The organism is Pseudomonas sp. UBA3153, from assembly GCF_002364635.1.
Taxonomy (GTDB): Bacteria; Pseudomonadota; Gammaproteobacteria; order Pseudomonadales; family Pseudomonadaceae; genus Pseudomonas_O; species Pseudomonas_O kuykendallii.
In genome coordinates this window covers 1-16,422 of the sequence record NZ_DEYR01000094.1, presented here as the reverse complement: position 1 = coordinate 16,422, position 16,422 = coordinate 1, and the positions used below count along the sequence as shown (strand labels likewise).

Genomic DNA, 16,422 nt, shown 5'->3' with positions numbered 1-16,422 from the left:
GTTGGATTCCGGGTCGGGGGAGAGGGCAGCAAGCGCCGCCGACTAGAACACCGAGGCCCCGATGCGCTGGCTGAGCAGCTCCAGCGCGGCCATTCCCGCCAGCGAGTTGCCCGCCGCATTCAGCTCCGGCGACCACACGCACACGCTGAAGCGCCCCGGCACGATGGCGACGATGCCTCCGCCCACGCCGCTCTTGCCCGGCAGGCCGACGCGGTAGGCGAAGTTGCCGGCTTCGTCGTACAGCCCGCTGGTGGCCATGATCGAGTTGACCTGCTGGGTCTGCCGCTCGCTGAGAATCTGCGCGCCACTGTGCGTGCAGAAACCGTCGTTGGCGAGAAAGGAGAAGGCCCGCGCCAGGTCCACGCAGCTCATGCGCAACGCGCAGTGACTGAAGTAGCTGCGCAGCACCGCTTCCACGTCGTTGTGAAAATTTCCGAAGGCCTGCATCAGGTAGGCCATGGCCGCGTTGCGCGCGCGGTGGCGGTATTCGGATTCGGCGACGTGCAGGTCCACCGCCACCTCGCGATTGCCGGACAGGCGCCGGACGAAATCGCGCATGGACAGCGCCGGCGCGCCGGCATTGATGAAGGGATTGCGCGGTCGGCCGCGCTCGAACTCCAGCTGCACCAGCGAGTTGAACGGCTGCCCGGAAGGCTCGTGACCGAGGCGCTGCCAGATCGACTCGCCCGAGTGCTCGATGGCCTGCACCAGGCTGAACACCTTGGAGATGCTCTGCACGGAAAACGGCGTCTGCGCATCGCCGGCGCTGAACACCTCGCCATCCAGGCCATACACGGCGATTCCCAGTTGCGCGGCGGGCACCTCGCCCAGCGCGGGGATGTAGTCGGCCACTTTGCCCTGGCCGATCAGCGGGCGAACTTCGTCGAGGATCTCACTTAACAGCGCGTGCATGCTCAGGCTCCCGGGCAACCTCAGCTAGACGCCGACCGCCCGTGCGAAAGCACAGCGGACGGCCAGAGCGCTCACGAGCTCTCGAACAAACCGTCCCTGACCGGCCCGACCGCCAGCCGCTGGCGCACGTCGTCGTCGATGCGCGGGTCGTCCGGGCGGTAGAGCATGACCTGGCGATAGGCGCTGACCCGGTTGATCTCCTCGCCGAGGAATTCCCACACCACGCGCGTGCAGGCCGGGGTGCGGCGGTCGCCGCTGGAGACGCCGGTCTTGATGCCATTGAGGCGGGTGATGCGGCTCTTGTAGCTGGGAATGAGGATGGTCTGGCTCATCTCGTTGAGCGTCAGCGACTCGTAGTCGATGAGGAACACCCGGTCCTGCAGGTGGAAAGCCGCGCCCAGGTAGCGGCAGCGCACCCAGTCCTCGGCCGGCAGGTTGCTGCTCGCCGAGCGCTCCTGACGTTCCTGGCGCTCGAACAGGAAGGTGCCGCGCTCCTCACGCAGGTGCACCAGCGAGAGCAGGATGTTGCCCGGCACGGACATGCAGTTGGAGTACTCGAAGTAGTACCCACAGTAGCGCGCCAGGCTGGCGGACTGCTCGCGCAGCGGCTGCAGCAGGCTGTACAGCGGGTCGCCGGAGGGCGTGCTCGGCGTATCGCCGCCGCGCGCGCCGATCAGCCGGGCGAACTGTTCGGGTGGCAGGCCCAGTTCGTAGTCCTCGACACCGAAGAAATCGCCGATGCGCCTGAGGTTGTAGGCGGTGGGCCGGCTCTGCCCGTTCAGGTACTTGTTGAATTGCGCGCGGTTGATCGCGAGCTTGCGGCAAACCTCGGAGATAGAGCGATAGTGACTACACAACAGCTTGAGATTGACACCGATGGATTCAGACATCTGGCGGGTTCGATTGATGCGAATAGCGCTACCTTAGCATCAGATCGCTCCAAGCAGGCGAAGCCCGCGAAATTGACTGGCCCTTCCCGATCACCAACCATTCCTGGTTTCCGGCGGTTTACCCTTCGCAGAACAACAACATAGAGACGCCCTCGTATGCTCGATCTTCTGAATGACCTTATCTGGAGCAAGCTGCTGATCGTGATGCTGATCGGCCTTGGCCTGTTCTTCACCGTCGCCTCGCGCTTCGTGCAATTCCGCTACTTCGGCAGCATGTTCCGAATCTTCGCCGAAGCCTTCCAGCGCCAGCCCGGTCAACTCAGCTCGTTCCAGGCGCTGATGCTTTCGGTGGCCGGCCGCGTCGGTGCCGGCAACATCGCCGGGGTTTCGGTGGCTGTCATGCTCGGCGGGCCCGGGGCCCTGTTCTGGATGTGGATAGTCGCCCTCGTCGGCATGGCTACCAGTTACTTCGAATGTTCCCTGGCCCAGTTGTATAAGCGTCGCGAAGCCGATGGCAGCTACCGCGGCGGACCCGCGTTCTACATCCAGCATGGCCTCGGCCAGCGCTGGCTGGGCATCCTGGTGTCGATCCTGCTGCTGATCACCTTCGGCTTCGGCTTCAATGCCGTGCAGTCCTATACCGTGGCCAGTTCGATGCATGACACCTTCGGCGTGCCGACCTACATGAGCGGTCTGGTGCTGGCAGCCATCATCGGCCTGATCATCTTCGGCGGCATCAAGCGCATCGCCCGTTTCGCCGACGTGCTGGTGCCGGTGATGGCCTTCTCCTACATCGCCATGGCGCTGCTGGTGATCGGCTTGAACATCGGCGAGGTCCCGGCGACTCTGGCGCTGATTGTCAAAAGCGCCTTTGGCCTGGAGCCGGCGTTCGCCGGCGGCCTCGGTGCAGCCATCATCATGGGGGTCAAGCGTGGTCTGTTCTCCAACGAGGCCGGCCTGGGCAGCGCGCCGAACGTCGCGGCGGTCGCCGAGGTCAAGCATCCGGCGGCGCAGGGAATCGTGCAGTCGCTCAGCGTGTTCATAGACACCATCATCCTGTGCACCTGCACCGCGCTGATCATCCTGCTTTCGGGCGTCTATCAGCCCGGCAGCGAACTGTCCGGCGTAGTGCTGACGCAGACCGCTGTCGCTGCCGTCGTCGGCGAATGGGGCCGGGTATTCGTCAGCGTTGCGCTGCTGCTGTTCGTCTTCACCACGCTGATCTACAACTACTATCTCGGCGAGAACGCGCTGGGCTTCTTCAGCCAGAAGCGCACGCCGGTTCAGGTCTACCGTGTCCTGGTCATCGCCCTGGTGCTCTGGGGCTCGATGCAGGACCTCGGCACCGTCTTCGCCTTCGCCGATGTCACCATGGGCTTGCTCGCGATCTGCAACCTGATTGCCCTGGCCCTGCTCTTCAAGGTCGGTTTGCGCCTGATGCGGGACTATGACGCGCAGGTCAGGGCCGGCATCGAATCGCCGGTATTTGATGCCGGGCTATACGCCGACCTCGACCTGGACACCAGCGCCTGGTCGCCGGCGGCGCCGCCGCAGGTCACCGCGAGCGTCCCGCCCACCGTTACCGGCCACCGCTAGAGTTTCCGGCACAAGGCGCGCTCACGCGGGCGTCGGCGGCATCCGCCTGCGCCCAAGCGCGCCCACACCCTCCGAGGGGAACGGCCCGATGACGGCTATCGCAAAACTTCTGGTGCTCTACACCGGCGGCACCATCGGCATGCAAATGACCACGGAAGGCCTGGCACCGGGCTCCGGCTTCGAAGCCCGGCTGCGCACGCAACAGGCCCTGGAAGACCCTGCGGGCATGCCGCCCTGGGTCTTTCAGGAGCTGCTGCCGCCGCTCGATAGCGCCAACATGAGCCAGAGCCACTGGCTGCAGATGGCCGCGCTCATCCGCACGGCTGTCGACGAACAACACTGCGATGCCGTGCTGGTGCTGCATGGAACAGACACCCTGGCCTACAGCGCCGCCGCGCTGAGCTTCCTGTTGCTTGGCCTGCCCGCCCCCGTGGTACTGACAGGCTCCATGCAGCCGGCGGGAGCGCCGGGCAGCGACGCCTGGAGCAATCTGTTCGGCGCGATGCGAGCGCTGCACGACGGCCTGAAAACCGGCGTTCATTTGTTCTTCGACGGCGCCCTGATGCACGGCGCGCGGGTCACCAAGCTGCGCAGCGATGCTTTCGACGCCTTCACCGTGCTGCCGCGCCGGCGAGAGGGCGAGATAGCCGGCGCATTACCGGCCGCACTCGCCTACCGCCAGCCGTGCCAACCGGTGAATCTCGCGGTACTGCCGCTGTTCCCCGGCATCCAGGCCAGCCATGTCCGCGCCCTGCTCGCCAGCGGCGTGCGCGGCCTGCTGCTGGAGTGCTACGGCAGCGGCACGGGCCCCTCGGGCGACGCCGACCTGCTCGCCGCCCTGCGCGAAGCCCACGCCGACGGCGTCGTGCTCGCCGCCATCAGCCAATGCCCACAGGGCCACGTCGAATTCGGCGTTTACGCCGCCGGCAGCCAACTGCGCGACGCCGGCCTCGTCTCCGCCGGCGGCATGACCCGCGAAGCCGCCCTCGGCAAACTCTTCACCCTCCTCGGCGCCGGCCTCGACCAGGTCGAGGCGCAACGCTGGCTGGCGCTGGACCTGTGCGGGGAAATGGCGGAACGCTGAGGATCAAGGAAAGCGTCGCCTGGCGGGCGGTTTCTAGCGCCGTAAAACAGGCGCCGCTGATCCAGGCCTGTCAAACGACATTCGATACGGCATCTGCACAAGCTTCCTCTTCAGCCAGCGCCGCGACGGTGCTGCGCCGGATTCCCGCTCATGCCGGCCGCCGGCCCAGCCAGCGCATCAGCCGCGACGACGGTTGCGGCGCGGCGCGGAAGGCCTCGAGCAGTTCGTCCAGGCCTGCCCGGCGCGCAGGGTCGAAGGCCAAGCCGGCCTGCAAGGCACGGGCAATCGAGGGCGCCAGGACCGAGGCTTCTGCCTGCAACTGCATCGCCCGCGCCTGCTTGCCGCTGAGGCGGCGGAACGGATGCCGCCCCGTACATAGCTCGTAGAGCACGCAGCTCAGCGCGTAGATGTCGACAGCGGCGCTCAGCGCCTCGCCATCCAGCAGTTCCGGCGCGGCATAGCGCAACGTCCAGGCGGCGAAACGGCTGCGGCACAATTGCGGCAACCCCGGCAGGCGGTTCTCCTGGGCCTGGCCGAGCCCGAAATCGAACAGCCGCAGACCCTGATCGCCAACCATCACGTTGCTCGGTTTCAGGTCGCCATGCAGCACGCCGGCGGCATGCGCATGGGCCAACGCTTCCAGCAGCGCCAGCCCTATCTCCCGCGCATCGCCCCACGGCGCGCCGGCCGGGTGCTCGTCGATGAAGCGATCCAGCGTGCAACCGCTCAGCAGCTCGAGCGTGATGAAGGCGCGCTGGCTCAGCGGGTCGATATCGAACGCATGCAGTTGCACGACATTGGGGTGGCGCAGGCGGCTGGTCAGTGCGAACTCGCTGTAGAGCAGTGCGCTGGCGTCCGGGTATTCGGCGAAGTCTTCGCCGAGGGTCTTCAACGCCACATACGGCTGCGGGTCGCCGAACTGTTCGCGCAGCAGGTCGCACGCATGGTAAACGGCGCCCATGCCACCGACACCCAGAAGCCGCTCTATCCGGTAGCGCCCGCAGAGCACCTCGGGCAATGCCGCCGATGTCGGCGTCAGCGGTGGCACGCGCGGCCCGCTACGCGCGCCGGCAGCGAAGGCAAAATAGGTCAGGTCCGGGTCGGCGACTGCCTCCGCGGCGAGGGGATTCGCCGGATCGGTCATGGGCGTACCACCACGGCGCTGAGGTTGTCCCGCGCCGCTCCGTCCAGCACCTCGTCGAACAGACGCCGGATCGCCAGCTGCGGCGATGGCAGGCTGAGCGCCGCCCCCAGCGCACCGACGGACAGCTCGCGATAGAGCCCGTCGCTACAAAGCAGAAACACGTCGTCCGGGAAGATATCGAACTCTAGGATATCCAGACTCAGCGGCTCGGCGACGCCGATGGCGCGGGTCAGCGCCTGGGCCGCAGGATGCCGCGCCGCCTGCTGCGGGCTGAGTTCACCACGGTCGAGCAGTTGCTGCTCCAGGGAATGATCACGTGACAACTGATAGAGCCTGCCGCGCCGCCAGAGATAGCAGCGGCTGTCCCCGGCCCACACGCACGCCCCCCGCGCGCCCTCCAGCAGCAGCGCTACCACGGTGCTACCGATGACCGGGTCGGGCCGCTCGGCGGTGACGGTAAGGTGCTGATGCAGGCGCCGGTTGATCTCGTGCAGGCAGCGCCGAAGGCCCTGCACACGCACCTGCAGATCGCGCTCATCGGGCAGCCCGGCCAGTCGATCGACGATCAGCCGGCTCGCCAGCGCGCCACGCTGATGCCCGCCCATGCCATCGGCGACGACCCACAGGCGGCGCTCCGGCAGGTCGAGAAAGGCATCCTCGTTGCGCGCGCGAACCTTGCCGGTGTCGGTCCGCGCCGCGCTGCGCAGGCGCTCGGCCAGCGCGCCCATCACAGGGTTTCCGGCAGCTTGAAGTCACGCAGCATCGCCACGTCGAAGGGGTTCGGCGAACGCTGGCTATGCAGCAGGTAGTTGGCTCGCAACCCGCCCAGGTCGGCCTTGAGCATCAGTACATCGCGGCCGCTGTAGTACTCGGTCTGCATCAGGTCGATCAGGCGAAACAGCGACCAGGGCCCGGTATTGCGCTCGATGCCCACGCGCCGGCCGCCCAACTCCTCGACCACCAGGCTGGTCCGCCCGTCGCTGGCTGCCGCCGGCCAGTGGAAGGCGGTCGGCACGATGGGCCCGTGGCGGTACTCCAGCTGTTGTTCCCCCACGCTGAAATCCGCGCGCCCCAGGCTGGAGTCCAGCGAATAGGGCTCCAGCGTGAATAGCACCTGCGGCTCGCTGGCGTTCTCGGCGAAGAAGCTCTGGCGGATGATTTGCGCGTGCGCCATTTGCAGGAGGAATTCGCGTGACAGTGGCAGCCCGCGGCCATCGACCCGACGAAGTTGATAACGGTCGGCAGCACCGCTGACGAAGGGTCTCAGGTAGGCCTCGAAGAAGCGCTCGGCGATCCCCTGGCTCTTGAAGAACTCTCGGAAGTCGGCAAGCGCCACATCGCTGGCACTGCTCGCGTCGAACGGATAGCGGCGGTTCAGCGAGCCCTGATAGGCCGCATACAGCTCGCTCCGATAGCGCTGGTTCAGATAGTCATGGGCCCCATTGAGCACCAGCATCCAACTGTCCTCGGCAAGCCCACCGAGCCAGGCGCCGACCGGTTGCGGCAGACGGGCGGAGCTACCGCGCAGCAGATTGATCGCATCGAGTTGGCCCCCCATGCGCGCCTTGGCCAACTCGAAGGCGGCCTGCTCGGGCGCACTCGCGCTGGCCAGGCCGGCAAGCTGCTGCTGCAGCCCGTCGAGGGCCTGCAAGGTCGTCAGCAGGAGCGGAGCGGGACCGCCGTTGTCATCCAGCAACTGGTGCAATGGCAGGAAGCGTCGCTCCACGGCCTTGCGCGCGGTATCCGGCAGCGCCTTCGCCAGGCTTGCCTGGGCCTGTTCCGCGACGCCGGCCAGCTTGACGAGCCTGGGCTTCGCGCCAAGCGCCTTCGCGGCATCCGCGAGTTCCGGGCCCTCGTCGGTCACGTCGGCGAGGCCGCGAAAACGGGTGTTGTCCCGCACCTCGGCGAGCAGTTGCAGCAACGGCGAGTTCGCCGCGCTCAGGCCGGCAAGCTCTTCGGCCCCCTGCCGGGGGTCGCCGATCGGCTCCAGGGAAAGCTGCGCCAGCGCCTCGGACCAGTAGTTGGCGTAGTCACGAAAATACAGCTGCTCGATGTCCACCAGCAGGCGACTGAGATCGCCACCGCTCAACCCGTCACCCTCCCCTAGCACCCAGTTGTCGCGCATCAGGTCACGCACCAGCGTTGGACCCTGGCCGACGAAGAATTGCCCGTAGCCTCGCTGGGTGTAGAACCCCGGAATAGCGAAATCGCTTCCTCCGAACAGCGCGGCCTGCGGCCCCAGCTGTTGGGCGAAGCGGTAGTCCGGCAGGCTGCGCGCCTGTTCACGCAGCATCCGATAAACGACGTTGGCCAGTGATTCGCGGCGAAGCACTTCTCGCGCCTGCGCGACCAGTCGATCATCCAGCACGTAGCTGAAGGGCCCGCCGAGCAGGTGTTCGAGATGCTTGCTCAACCCCTCCTGAACCTGTGCGTTACCGGAATAACGCTGCGACCAGTCGGCGGCAAGCCGCTCACGTAGAACCGCAGGGTCGCGGCGCTCCTCGAGATTCAGCATGAGGTAGGCGCGCAAGCTACCGAGCAGACGCTCGCGGTCGCCCAGGCTGGCGCGGACCTGCGCAGCCAGTTGCCCGGCGATACGCGGCAACAGCATGTGCTCCAGGTCGCGCCGGTAGTTCTGCGTGACGCTGGGCTCCACCTGGCGCCGCTGATACAACCCGGCCCTGTCGACGATCGACACCTCGTCGGAGTCCGGAAACACCTGGGTGGCCGCAAAGCTGTCATCGAGCGCCTTCAGTACGGAGCCGGCATCACCCTGTCGGGCCGTTTCGCTACGCCCAGAGCCGAGGCCTTGCGCCAATGCGCGCAACTGCTCGAGGCGGTTCTGGTTCGCCGAAAAGCCATTGGCCCACAAAGCGCCGAAGCCCAGCAGACAGATGCAGGCGGCGACATACAGGCCGCGCTGCCCCCAGTCGATGCGCCGCCGCTCCCGCTGATCGAGCCCGGCGAGTTCGGCTTCGGGAAAGATCACCTGATCCATCAGGTGATGGATGAACCACGCACGTCCGCGCCGGAACGTCGGCAGGGCGCCGCTCGCCAAACCCAGCTGGCGCCCTATGGCACGCGTGTCCGGATCGAGTTCGTCCTGTACCTGCGGCGCACTGGTCAGGTAGAAGCCCCGTAACTGGCTGGCGCGTTGGTAGCGGTTTCCGGAGAAGGCCAGTTCGATGAACAGGCACAGGTGTTCGCCGATCTGTCCCAACTGGTGGGGAAAGTCGAGAATCCGCCCGCGCCGCTGGGTATCGCGCTCCTGGTGCATGCGCTGGATCACCTGACTGTTCAGGCGACGCAGCAGCTCTTCGAACTCCTGGCGGACTATCTGGGCGTCCGTACCGTTCTGTTCCTGGCGAAAACTGGTGCCGAGCACCTGGTCGCTTTCCTCTCGGGAAAGCGTATCGAAGAACTCCTCGAAACCAGGCACCTTGTCGGCCTTGCTCAACACGAGGTAGACCGGCACTTCCGCGCCGAGTCGCTGGTGCAGCTCGTGCAGGCGTTGACGCACCTGGCGGGCAAGCGCCTCCAGCGCCTGCTCGCTCTCGTTCTGCAGACAATCGACCGGAACATTCACCAGCACGCCGTTGAGGGGACGGGCACGCCGCCGACGCAGCAGGCCAAGCAATGTCTGCCAGGCCGACGCGTCCACTGCTGCATCCGGCTGTGTGAGGTAACGCCCGGCGCAATCGATGAGGACCGCATGCTCGGCAAAGTACCAGTCGACGTTTCGGGTGCCGGATACCTCGCGGGTCAAACGATCCTCGCGTGGGTTAAGGGGGAACTCCAGGCCGGAAAAGTCCAGCAGGCTGGTTTTGCCGCTGCCTTGCGGGCCAAGCAGCAGGTACCAGGGCAACTGGTTGCGCCAGTGCTCGCTACGTCCGCGGTAGAGGCTCGAACGACGCAGGGTGCGCAAGGCGTCGCGGTAACGGCTGCGCAACTCGCCCTGCTCCTCGTTGAGCAGGCTGTCGCGGCGCTTGCGTTGCTGCGCCACCTCGTCCGTTTCCTCGCGTTTCTTGCGGGCCGTCGCGCGCCAGTTGGCGAATACCATGCCGAGGCCCCACAGCAGGAACAGCACGCTGATGCTCAGCAGTCGGCTGTCTGCGGATTCCCAGAAGCGGACGTCACCCACCGCCAGCAAGGGTCCGGCAAACCATACGAGCAGCGCCAGCAGAAACACGAGACAGAGTGTCCAGACCCATGTCCTACGCATGAAGGCGCCGAGTTTGGCGAAGAATCCTTTCATTTCTTCCATCCTCGATTCACTGACGGTCGGTGGCGACCGGGTCGGGCAGTCGGTAGGACTGCAGTACGGCTTCGCGCTGCGCCTCGAGCGCCCAGGCAAAACCGCCATAGGTGATCGCCAGGCAAATCAGCGTGAACAGCGCCACCATCCACCCTGAAACGATGCGCACCAGGCGTCGTCGCGAATCCTTCAGCCCCTGCCAGTGAGGCGAGACATCCCGCGGGACATCGCCACGCAGCTGGCGAATCTGTCGATACAGGCTGTCGCGGATCGCCTCCAGCTCCAGCATGCCGCGCGGGAGGACACGAAACTTGCCTTCGAAGCCGAGGGACAACGCCAGGTACATCAGCTCCAGCATCGGCAGGTGCTTGACCGGGTTGCGCGAAAGCCGCTCCAGCAGCTGGAAGAACTTCTCGCCGCCGAAGGTTTCGTTGTGGAAGGTGCTGAGCAGGCTCATCTGCGACCACTCGCTTTCGTTGCCCCAGGCCGTGGTCACCACCGCTTCGTCGAGCACCGTGCAGAGCACATATCGGGCGGCCATTACCTGGCTGCTTTCGGCGCCGTCATGCAGCGCGCGGTGCTCGAACAGCTTGATCTCGCTGGCCAGGCGGGCCTGCAACGCGCCGATATCCTCGGCCTCGAAGCTGTGCTTGAGGCGCACCACGTCCGAGAGCAGCGCCGAGGCGGCCGCCACCAGCGGATTCAGGCTGAGGTTGAACGCCTGTGCCGGACGCAGGCGGGCGGCGTAGATCATCCGCTCTTCCAGTTGCTCGTATCGGGGCGGCGCGGCGAAGTCGGTGAGCGGGCTGTGCGCCGGGGCATCGCCGTGGCGGTTGAGGATGACGGTCCTGTCGTCCTGCGCGTAATCCATTTCTCTGATCATGTCGTTCAGTTCCTGATCGCCCAGAATTTCAGCTCGAGACCGGGGAATTCACCGGACAGGTGGAAGGCAAAACCACCGGAGCGCTCCAGCTGCGCCAGCTCCTGGGAGTTGAGTTCGAGCGCGAAGTAGGTCTTGCCGGCGTGGAACGGAATCTGTCGCGGCGCCACCGGCAGCGGCTTTACCCTGATCCCGGGCAGATGGAGGTTCACCAACTGGCGGATGCGCTCCACCGGGCCGACCTTGAGATGCGCCGGCAGCCGATTGCGCAGTTCTTCGGAGTCGCACTGGGCACTGGCGGCGAGGATGAACGATGCCGCGCCAAGCAGCGTGTGATCATGCAACGGTGACACCTGGATACCGTACTGGCGCTGCTGCAAGAGCAACTCGATCGCGTGCTGTTCGAGCACCATCGACAGCACCTGACGGATCGCATCCATCAACCGGCGAAAACTCAGGCCCTGATCGCTGTGCTGGTAGCGACGGTCCAGACGCGGGCGCTTGCTCTCGCTGGCGAAGGTCGCCAGCTCACCGAGAAGCCCGAGCAGCTCACGAAAAATCTGCTCCGGATGTACCTGCTCGATGCCCAGGTAATGGCGCAGGAGCGGCTCGTAGCGATTTATCAGCTGGAGCATCATGAAGTCGCCGACTTCGGCGCCGCCCACCTTGCCGGTGGCACTGATCCGCTCCGCGAGCGTATCGCCGCGATGAGCCAGCATGCTGATCACTTCCTTGAGGCACGACTGCAGATAGGCGGAGGCCTGGAAGTGCAGGAAGGTCGGAATGAACTCCGGATCGAGACTGACCAGCGCGTCCGGCGTGGTATCCAGCACATCGCAGAGCTTCAGTTTGACGTAGGCCTGGTCGCTCTGCTGCTCGCCGAGGAGCAGGCGGAAATCCGGCCGCGCGCAATTGACCTGGCTCGCCGTGGCGTCGCCCGCATTGGAATCGGTCACCTCGGTTTCGATGGCGGTGTAACGCGCAAGAACGTCCTTCTGCTCGACCCGGCGGGTTTCGATGTGATTGCCCGAAACCAGCGGCAGGGCCAGGTAGATCGGCGTATTACCCGTGTTCGGAGGAACGTCCAGCGCCAGCGGCTCGCGCTCGGCGCCGATCTCGAACAGTGTCCCATCGGGCAGGATGCCGCTGGCCTGACTGAGCACCAGTTTTCCGGTCCCGAGGAACTGGCGGTCGATCTCCAGCGAGAAAAAGCCCCACGCGTAGCTGTCCAGGCGCTGCGTGCGAACCTTGAACTGGTAGTCGTAGTACCGGTCGTTCTGCTGGAAGTGCTGCGGACGCAGCAGCATGCCTTCTTGCCAGACCACCTTCTGCGTCGTCATGGCCGGTTACCTACCGGGGCCACGACGCTCGCCGGATCCTCGATGCTGCGTTCATCCAGCAGCAGCGTGATGGACTTGCGCTCCTGCGGCTGCAGCGCGATCACGTAGCGCCAGCGGGCCTCCGGCAGGTCGCGATAGGCCGCCAAGACGCCGACGTAGCGGCTGCCCTCCTGAACGGACAGCTTCAGCTGCCGTTCTTCGCCCGGCCGCAGTTCGAGCTCCTCGAGGGCGACCAGATCCGGCGACAGGGCTTCCTTGGGACGCTGATAGAGGGAAAAGAAATCGGCATTCTCGAACGCCACGGGATGCTTAAGCTCGAGCAGGCGCAGGACGATCGGAGAGGGCCGCCCATTGAGGTCGGGGTTCAGGGTGTCGCTGCCGCGCAGCTCGAGATCGAGCTTGGTCAGCGTCGAGTACGGCGACAACGAGGAGCAGCCGGCCAGGACAAACAGGGCGGCCGGCAGGGCCAGCGAACGAATCATGGGCATCATCCTTGAAGGTCATTGTTGAGGGTGGCGATGAGCCTGACCTGCTCTTCGTAGGCCTTGGCGAAATCGCCGGCGAACAGCCGTTCGCTCCATTCATCGTCCTGCCGAATGACCCGGTGCAGGCGTCCGTAGGCGCGCCACCGCGCACCCGCGGTGGTGGACAGCAACTTGCCCTCGCGCTCGAAGCGCAGCGCCAGTTGCTCGGGCGATAGCAGTTCCAGCTGGCTCTTGAGCGCCGTCCGGCTCGCGGCAAGCAATGCCACCTGATGCGCCTGCAGGTCGCGAAAGCCACGGTTGATCGCCTGTTCGGCGCTGAGCTGGCCCGGACCAGACTCACGTAACAGGGCGGCCAGCGCCGACTGCCCGTCCGGATCGTTCTTGAGAGGGTTGTTCCCGGTGGGCTGCACCGTCGTCAGCGGCAGACGCAGCTCCTTCTTCAGTTCGCGGCGCGTGCTCAGGCTCTGCTGCAACCCGGCGATGCTTTGCCGAAGCAGGCGTGCGGTTCTGAGCACCAGGGCCTCCCGCTGCGCCTCGTCGAGCCCGCCGAGGTCGACGCCCAGGGCTCGTGCATATCGCTCCCAGAAGCTCTCCGGAAAAGTTGGTGGCGCCGCCGTTGTGGGCGCAGCAACCGCAGCCACCGCCGGAATCAGCGCGGGGATCGGCAGGCTTTCGGTGTCTATCCGCGCGTAATCGCGCTGCTGTGTTGCGGGAGGTTGCGGACGGGTCAGCGCCGCGAGTTCATCGACTTCGGCGTAAATGCGCTCCTGCTGATCCAGCGCGGTCAGCGGGTCCAGATCGAGAAAGGCATCGTCGGGAATGATGCTGCCGGCGGGCTGCGGACGGCCAACGTCGCCTTCGAACGAGGCGGGATCCTGAACCAGCCGCGCGCGGATTTCATAGTCGCCGAGGCAGTACACCGCGCCATGTTCGATCCGTTGCGGCTGACCCTTGCCCAGGCTGGCACCGTTATCCTTGAGCTGGATGCCGTTGCTGCTGGTGTCGGTCAGATAGAAGGCGCCGTCGCGATAGCTGACTTGAGCATGACAGCCGGACAGCACGCGCTTGCGGTCGGGAATGACCCAGTCGCAGTTGTCCGCGCGCCCAATGATCCCGCCAGCCTGCTTGAAGGTCTTGCTGGTGAGCAGGCCGGGGGCGAACTGCTGCGTGCCGACCATATCGAAAACCAGTTCCATGGCATGTAACTCCTTGCCTTCAGTTACCGCGATTGGTCACCTGCGGATCACCCAGCGGCCGATACTGATCGTCGTTGAACCGGTAGTTTCCGGAGCAACCAGCCAGTGCCATTGCCAACAGGCTGCAGAGCAATAATCTGTTCATTCCATCGGCCCTCCCTGGGCCTGATGTCGGCTTGATGGGGTGCTCGTACGAGCGCGAGCAGCGCCTACCAGGACCCATAGGGAATCCCGAGTTTTTCGATATAGGCTTTGGACTCCGGCTCGAGCGGCAGGGCGTATTGACCACCACTTCTCCCCAGGAATGGTCCGATCTTCACCACTGCCCCCTGCACACGAGCGACCTCGATGGCGGGAAGGCATACCCCCATAATCCAGGTCTTGGTGACGCCACCAGGTGCCAATCCGATAGTCAGGGTGTTGCGGTAATCGGTGATCCATTTACCCAAACCGCGGCAGTAGACTTGCTCGCTACTGAGCATCTGCTGGCGGGTCGCCTCGGGAATTTCAATGTAGGCCTCGTAGGTCTGCGGCTCGGCCAAGGATTGCCAGCGCACGTAGATCAAGCGGGGCAGGTCGGCGCCATTGACGTTCTTGCCTTTTCCCCCTCCCGGGTTAGCTGGCCACCCCTCCGGCTTACCCTTGAAGTTAGGTGGGGTCTGAACCGACGCAATGCCACTCATCGCTCGCCGAAACACATGCCCCTGGATGTCCACCGCGTCCGCCGTTTCGATCCACACTTCCATGTAGCTGGGCCCCCCGAAGCCTAGCCACCAGGACTCATAGGGCAGTGGCCGACCAAGGCCATGGACGCAACCGGCGAGCACAAGGCCGAAGCAAAGCACGCAGAGACGCTTCAGCTCATTCATTGGGATATTCCTCCCGTACTCCGCTATCGGTCGGCCGATTGGCGAAGACGATACTGAGGGATGCATTCCAGTGCGCGGATAGATGGATGTAGTGCCGATACAGAAGGGACTCTTCAGCCTCGCTCAGCGCTGGGGTGGCACTTTCGCCGAGGACGAGTGCCTGCAGTTTCTGAAATATGGACTCCAGCTCGACCGGGAAAGCCAAGTGCGGGCTCGGAGGGATATCCTTGAAGGGCACCTTTGCTTTCACCGCCGCCTCACGCATCGCTCGCAGGTACACCAGAGAAAGCCCACCCGCCACCTGGCGGTCGCTGCGCACCGCGGCGTACACGCGTTTCTCTTCCTGATGCCAGGCTTTTCTATAATTGTTCTCGCTGTTCACTGCCCAACTGACGATCTCCAGTTCCAGCCCGTAGCGCTGGAGTGGAAGCAGATCCGCATCGAGCGCCCGGAGGGTGTCCAGATAAGCCTTGGACCGCTCATTGGAAATGTAGGATTTCTCCGTGCTGAGGCGCGGTTTGCTCAGCAGCAGCCGTTCACGGGCCTGCGGCAGGTATCCGCCACCGATATCCGAATGAGCGCCGGGAAGGACGATGTCGTTATCTGTCTTGATCAAGGCAAAGTTGTAGCGATGTTCGTCGCGAGCGACGAACTGCACGACCTTGCCGATATCCCCCGGAGCCAACCGCAGATTCAGGCCGGGATTGAGTGCATTGGCCGGGGTGAGATCGCCGTGCAGCGGATCGAAAATGCCGGCGACCGTATCGAACAGACCAACGAAGGTGATGCCGAAGTCGACCTTGGGCTGCCAGGCAAACCCCGGAGCCAGCATCGGCGAGTCTGCTGGCAAAGCAGAAGCAAGCAGGCTGCCCGGACCTTTCAACAAATCGTTGGCGAAATGCCGGGCCGCCGCAGCACCGCGGCTGAAGCCAAACAGGTCGAACTCGATGCGACGGATCAGAACATCGGGATTTTTTTCGACAAACCGAGCCACACGCTCTTGGATAGTATCTGGAGCCTGCTTGACTCTCACCAGAACGCCCGTTTCGCCCAGACCGGTCACCTGGCTATAGAGGGAATCATCACCGCCGCTGCTGGTACCGATCCCTTCCATGTACACAGCGAAAGAAGCCTGCCTAGCAGCGGGCCCCAGCTCTTCGTAGCTCTGGTCGACATACAGGTCATACAGCCGCGCCACGTTAGTGGTGTCGTTGCCATAACTATTGTTCGGGGAGCGGCCCAGCCCGTCGTAACCATAGGCCGCACAGAACCGACGAATATCTTCCGCCGCACCTTCAAGTTCGACATCCCTGGCGTGGCAGCCCGCGACGCTCTCACTGTTGGACCGGTTGTTGCCGGTGCCGTCGAAGAACACACCGATGCGCAGCGTTATTCCGCCCTCTTCAAGCTCTTCTTCCTCCTCCTCTTCTTCTGCAACTGGGCTGCTGAAAAGCACTGTCGCAAGCGCGTTCGACAGGGGCTTGCTCAGCACTTCACCGGCCTGGGATACGGCGGCGGCACCTGGAAGCAACGGGCCGAGGATACGGATGCTAGCACCCCGTCCTGGCGCGCCGCCCGAGTTCATTTTCACCGTGGCGCCGTTTATGCAGATGCCACTGGCATCCAGCTTTATCCAGCTACCACCGCCCTTGAGGGTCAGTTCGCTGCCGGCTTCGAGAACCACCTTGAAACCGCTACCCAGATGGATTTCCTGACCGGCTTCGACGAACTGCCCGTTACCTATTCTGACGTGCTGACTCCCCGCAATCCC

14 protein-coding genes are annotated in these 16,422 nt (G+C 64.8%); 2 read left to right on the top strand and 12 right to left on the bottom strand.

The window, feature by feature from the left end; all coding sequences use genetic code 11:
* Positions 1 to 42: 42 nt before the first annotated feature.
* Together glsB and B2X67_RS19080 are read right to left on the bottom strand one after the other, a co-directional pair.
* Positions 43 to 912 carry a glutaminase B gene (gene glsB, locus B2X67_RS19085; protein WP_286786475.1) on the bottom strand — a complete coding sequence of 290 codons (870 nt, stop codon included), beginning with the start codon at positions 910 to 912 and terminating at the stop codon, positions 43 to 45.
* A 71-nt stretch (positions 913 to 983) separates the two neighbouring features.
* Positions 984 to 1,802, bottom strand: coding sequence for a helix-turn-helix domain-containing protein (locus B2X67_RS19080; RefSeq protein ID WP_286786474.1), 819 nt, complete (start codon positions 1,800 to 1,802; stop codon positions 984 to 986).
* Between the two features lie 156 nt (positions 1,803 to 1,958).
* Here B2X67_RS19080 and B2X67_RS19075 point away from each other — a divergent pair, with 156 nt between their 5' ends.
* On the top strand, positions 1,959 to 3,398 hold the full coding sequence (locus tag B2X67_RS19075; RefSeq protein WP_286786473.1) for an alanine/glycine:cation symporter family protein: 1,440 nt from the start codon (positions 1,959 to 1,961) through the stop codon (positions 3,396 to 3,398).
* Between the two features lie 88 nt (positions 3,399 to 3,486).
* Complete coding sequence (locus B2X67_RS19070; RefSeq protein ID WP_286786472.1) at positions 3,487 to 4,482, top strand: asparaginase; 996 nt, start codon at positions 3,487 to 3,489, stop codon at positions 4,480 to 4,482.
* A gap of 148 nt (positions 4,483 to 4,630) precedes the next feature.
* On the opposite strand, the gene B2X67_RS19065 is transcribed toward B2X67_RS19070, so the two are convergent.
* From B2X67_RS19065 to B2X67_RS19020, 10 genes are all read right to left on the bottom strand, one after another.
* Positions 4,631 to 5,626: a serine/threonine-protein kinase gene (locus tag B2X67_RS19065; protein WP_286786471.1), complete on the bottom strand. Its 996-nt coding sequence runs from the start codon at positions 5,624 to 5,626 to the stop codon at positions 4,631 to 4,633.
* Positions 5,623 to 6,354: a PP2C family protein-serine/threonine phosphatase gene (locus B2X67_RS19060; RefSeq protein ID WP_286786470.1), complete on the bottom strand. Its 732-nt coding sequence runs from the start codon at positions 6,352 to 6,354 to the stop codon at positions 5,623 to 5,625. The genes B2X67_RS19065 and B2X67_RS19060 overlap by 4 nt, the downstream gene beginning before the upstream one ends.
* A complete protein-coding gene (gene tssM, locus B2X67_RS19055) occupies positions 6,354 to 9,881 on the bottom strand; it encodes a type VI secretion system membrane subunit TssM (RefSeq protein WP_282344083.1) in 3,528 nt (1,175 codons plus the stop codon). The genes B2X67_RS19060 and tssM overlap by 1 nt, the downstream gene beginning before the upstream one ends.
* Before the next feature lie 16 nt (positions 9,882 to 9,897).
* Positions 9,898 to 10,764 carry a type IVB secretion system protein IcmH/DotU gene (icmH, locus tag B2X67_RS19050; protein ID WP_286786469.1) on the bottom strand — a complete coding sequence of 289 codons (867 nt, stop codon included), beginning with the start codon at positions 10,762 to 10,764 and terminating at the stop codon, positions 9,898 to 9,900.
* Between the two features lie 5 nt (positions 10,765 to 10,769).
* On the bottom strand, positions 10,770 to 12,101 hold the full coding sequence (tssK, locus tag B2X67_RS19045; RefSeq protein ID WP_286786468.1) for a type VI secretion system baseplate subunit TssK: 1,332 nt from the start codon (positions 12,099 to 12,101) through the stop codon (positions 10,770 to 10,772).
* Positions 12,098 to 12,589: a type VI secretion system lipoprotein TssJ gene (gene tssJ, locus B2X67_RS19040; RefSeq protein ID WP_286786519.1), complete on the bottom strand. Its 492-nt coding sequence runs from the start codon at positions 12,587 to 12,589 to the stop codon at positions 12,098 to 12,100. The genes tssK and tssJ overlap by 4 nt, the downstream gene beginning before the upstream one ends.
* Complete coding sequence (gene tagH / locus B2X67_RS19035; RefSeq protein WP_286786467.1) at positions 12,589 to 13,782, bottom strand: type VI secretion system-associated FHA domain protein TagH; 1,194 nt, start codon at positions 13,780 to 13,782, stop codon at positions 12,589 to 12,591. The genes tssJ and tagH overlap by 1 nt, the downstream gene beginning before the upstream one ends.
* A gap of 19 nt (positions 13,783 to 13,801) precedes the next feature.
* Positions 13,802 to 13,927 carry a type VI secretion protein gene (locus B2X67_RS19030; RefSeq protein ID WP_282344089.1) on the bottom strand — a complete coding sequence of 42 codons (126 nt, stop codon included), beginning with the start codon at positions 13,925 to 13,927 and terminating at the stop codon, positions 13,802 to 13,804.
* 64 nt (positions 13,928 to 13,991) lie between these two features.
* On the bottom strand, positions 13,992 to 14,651 hold the full coding sequence (locus tag B2X67_RS19025) for a DUF2931 family protein (protein ID WP_286786466.1): 660 nt from the start codon (positions 14,649 to 14,651) through the stop codon (positions 13,992 to 13,994).
* On the bottom strand, positions 14,644 to 16,422 hold a 1,779-nt coding region (locus B2X67_RS19020), incomplete at its 5' end, for a T6SS phospholipase effector Tle1-like catalytic domain-containing protein (protein WP_286786465.1). The genes B2X67_RS19020 and B2X67_RS19025, both read right to left, overlap by 8 nt.

Bases quoted from the DNA above. Each gene is read 5' to 3' on its own strand.
- glsB (WP_286786475.1), bottom strand. From the start codon at position 912: ATGCACGCGCTGTTAAGTGAGATCCTCGACGAAGTTCGCCCGCTGATC.
- B2X67_RS19080 (WP_286786474.1), bottom strand. From the start codon at position 1,802: ATGTCTGAATCCATCGGTGTCAATCTCAAGCTGTTGTGTAGTCACTAT.
- B2X67_RS19075 (WP_286786473.1), top strand. From the start codon at position 1,959: ATGCTCGATCTTCTGAATGACCTTATCTGGAGCAAGCTGCTGATCGTG.
- B2X67_RS19070 (WP_286786472.1), top strand. From the start codon at position 3,487: ATGACGGCTATCGCAAAACTTCTGGTGCTCTACACCGGCGGCACCATC.
- B2X67_RS19065 (WP_286786471.1), bottom strand. From the start codon at position 5,626: ATGACCGATCCGGCGAATCCCCTCGCCGCGGAGGCAGTCGCCGACCCG.
- B2X67_RS19060 (WP_286786470.1), bottom strand. From the start codon at position 6,354: ATGGGCGCGCTGGCCGAGCGCCTGCGCAGCGCGGCGCGGACCGACACC.
- tssM (WP_282344083.1), bottom strand. From the start codon at position 9,881: ATGAAAGGATTCTTCGCCAAACTCGGCGCCTTCATGCGTAGGACATGG.
- icmH (WP_286786469.1), bottom strand. From the start codon at position 10,764: ATGATCAGAGAAATGGATTACGCGCAGGACGACAGGACCGTCATCCTC.
- tssK (WP_286786468.1), bottom strand. From the start codon at position 12,101: ATGACGACGCAGAAGGTGGTCTGGCAAGAAGGCATGCTGCTGCGTCCG.
- tssJ (WP_286786519.1), bottom strand. From the start codon at position 12,589: ATGCCCATGATTCGTTCGCTGGCCCTGCCGGCCGCCCTGTTTGTCCTG.
- tagH (WP_286786467.1), bottom strand. From the start codon at position 13,782: ATGGAACTGGTTTTCGATATGGTCGGCACGCAGCAGTTCGCCCCCGGC.
- B2X67_RS19030 (WP_282344089.1), bottom strand. From the start codon at position 13,927: ATGAACAGATTATTGCTCTGCAGCCTGTTGGCAATGGCACTGGCTGGT.
- B2X67_RS19025 (WP_286786466.1), bottom strand. From the start codon at position 14,651: ATGAATGAGCTGAAGCGTCTCTGCGTGCTTTGCTTCGGCCTTGTGCTC.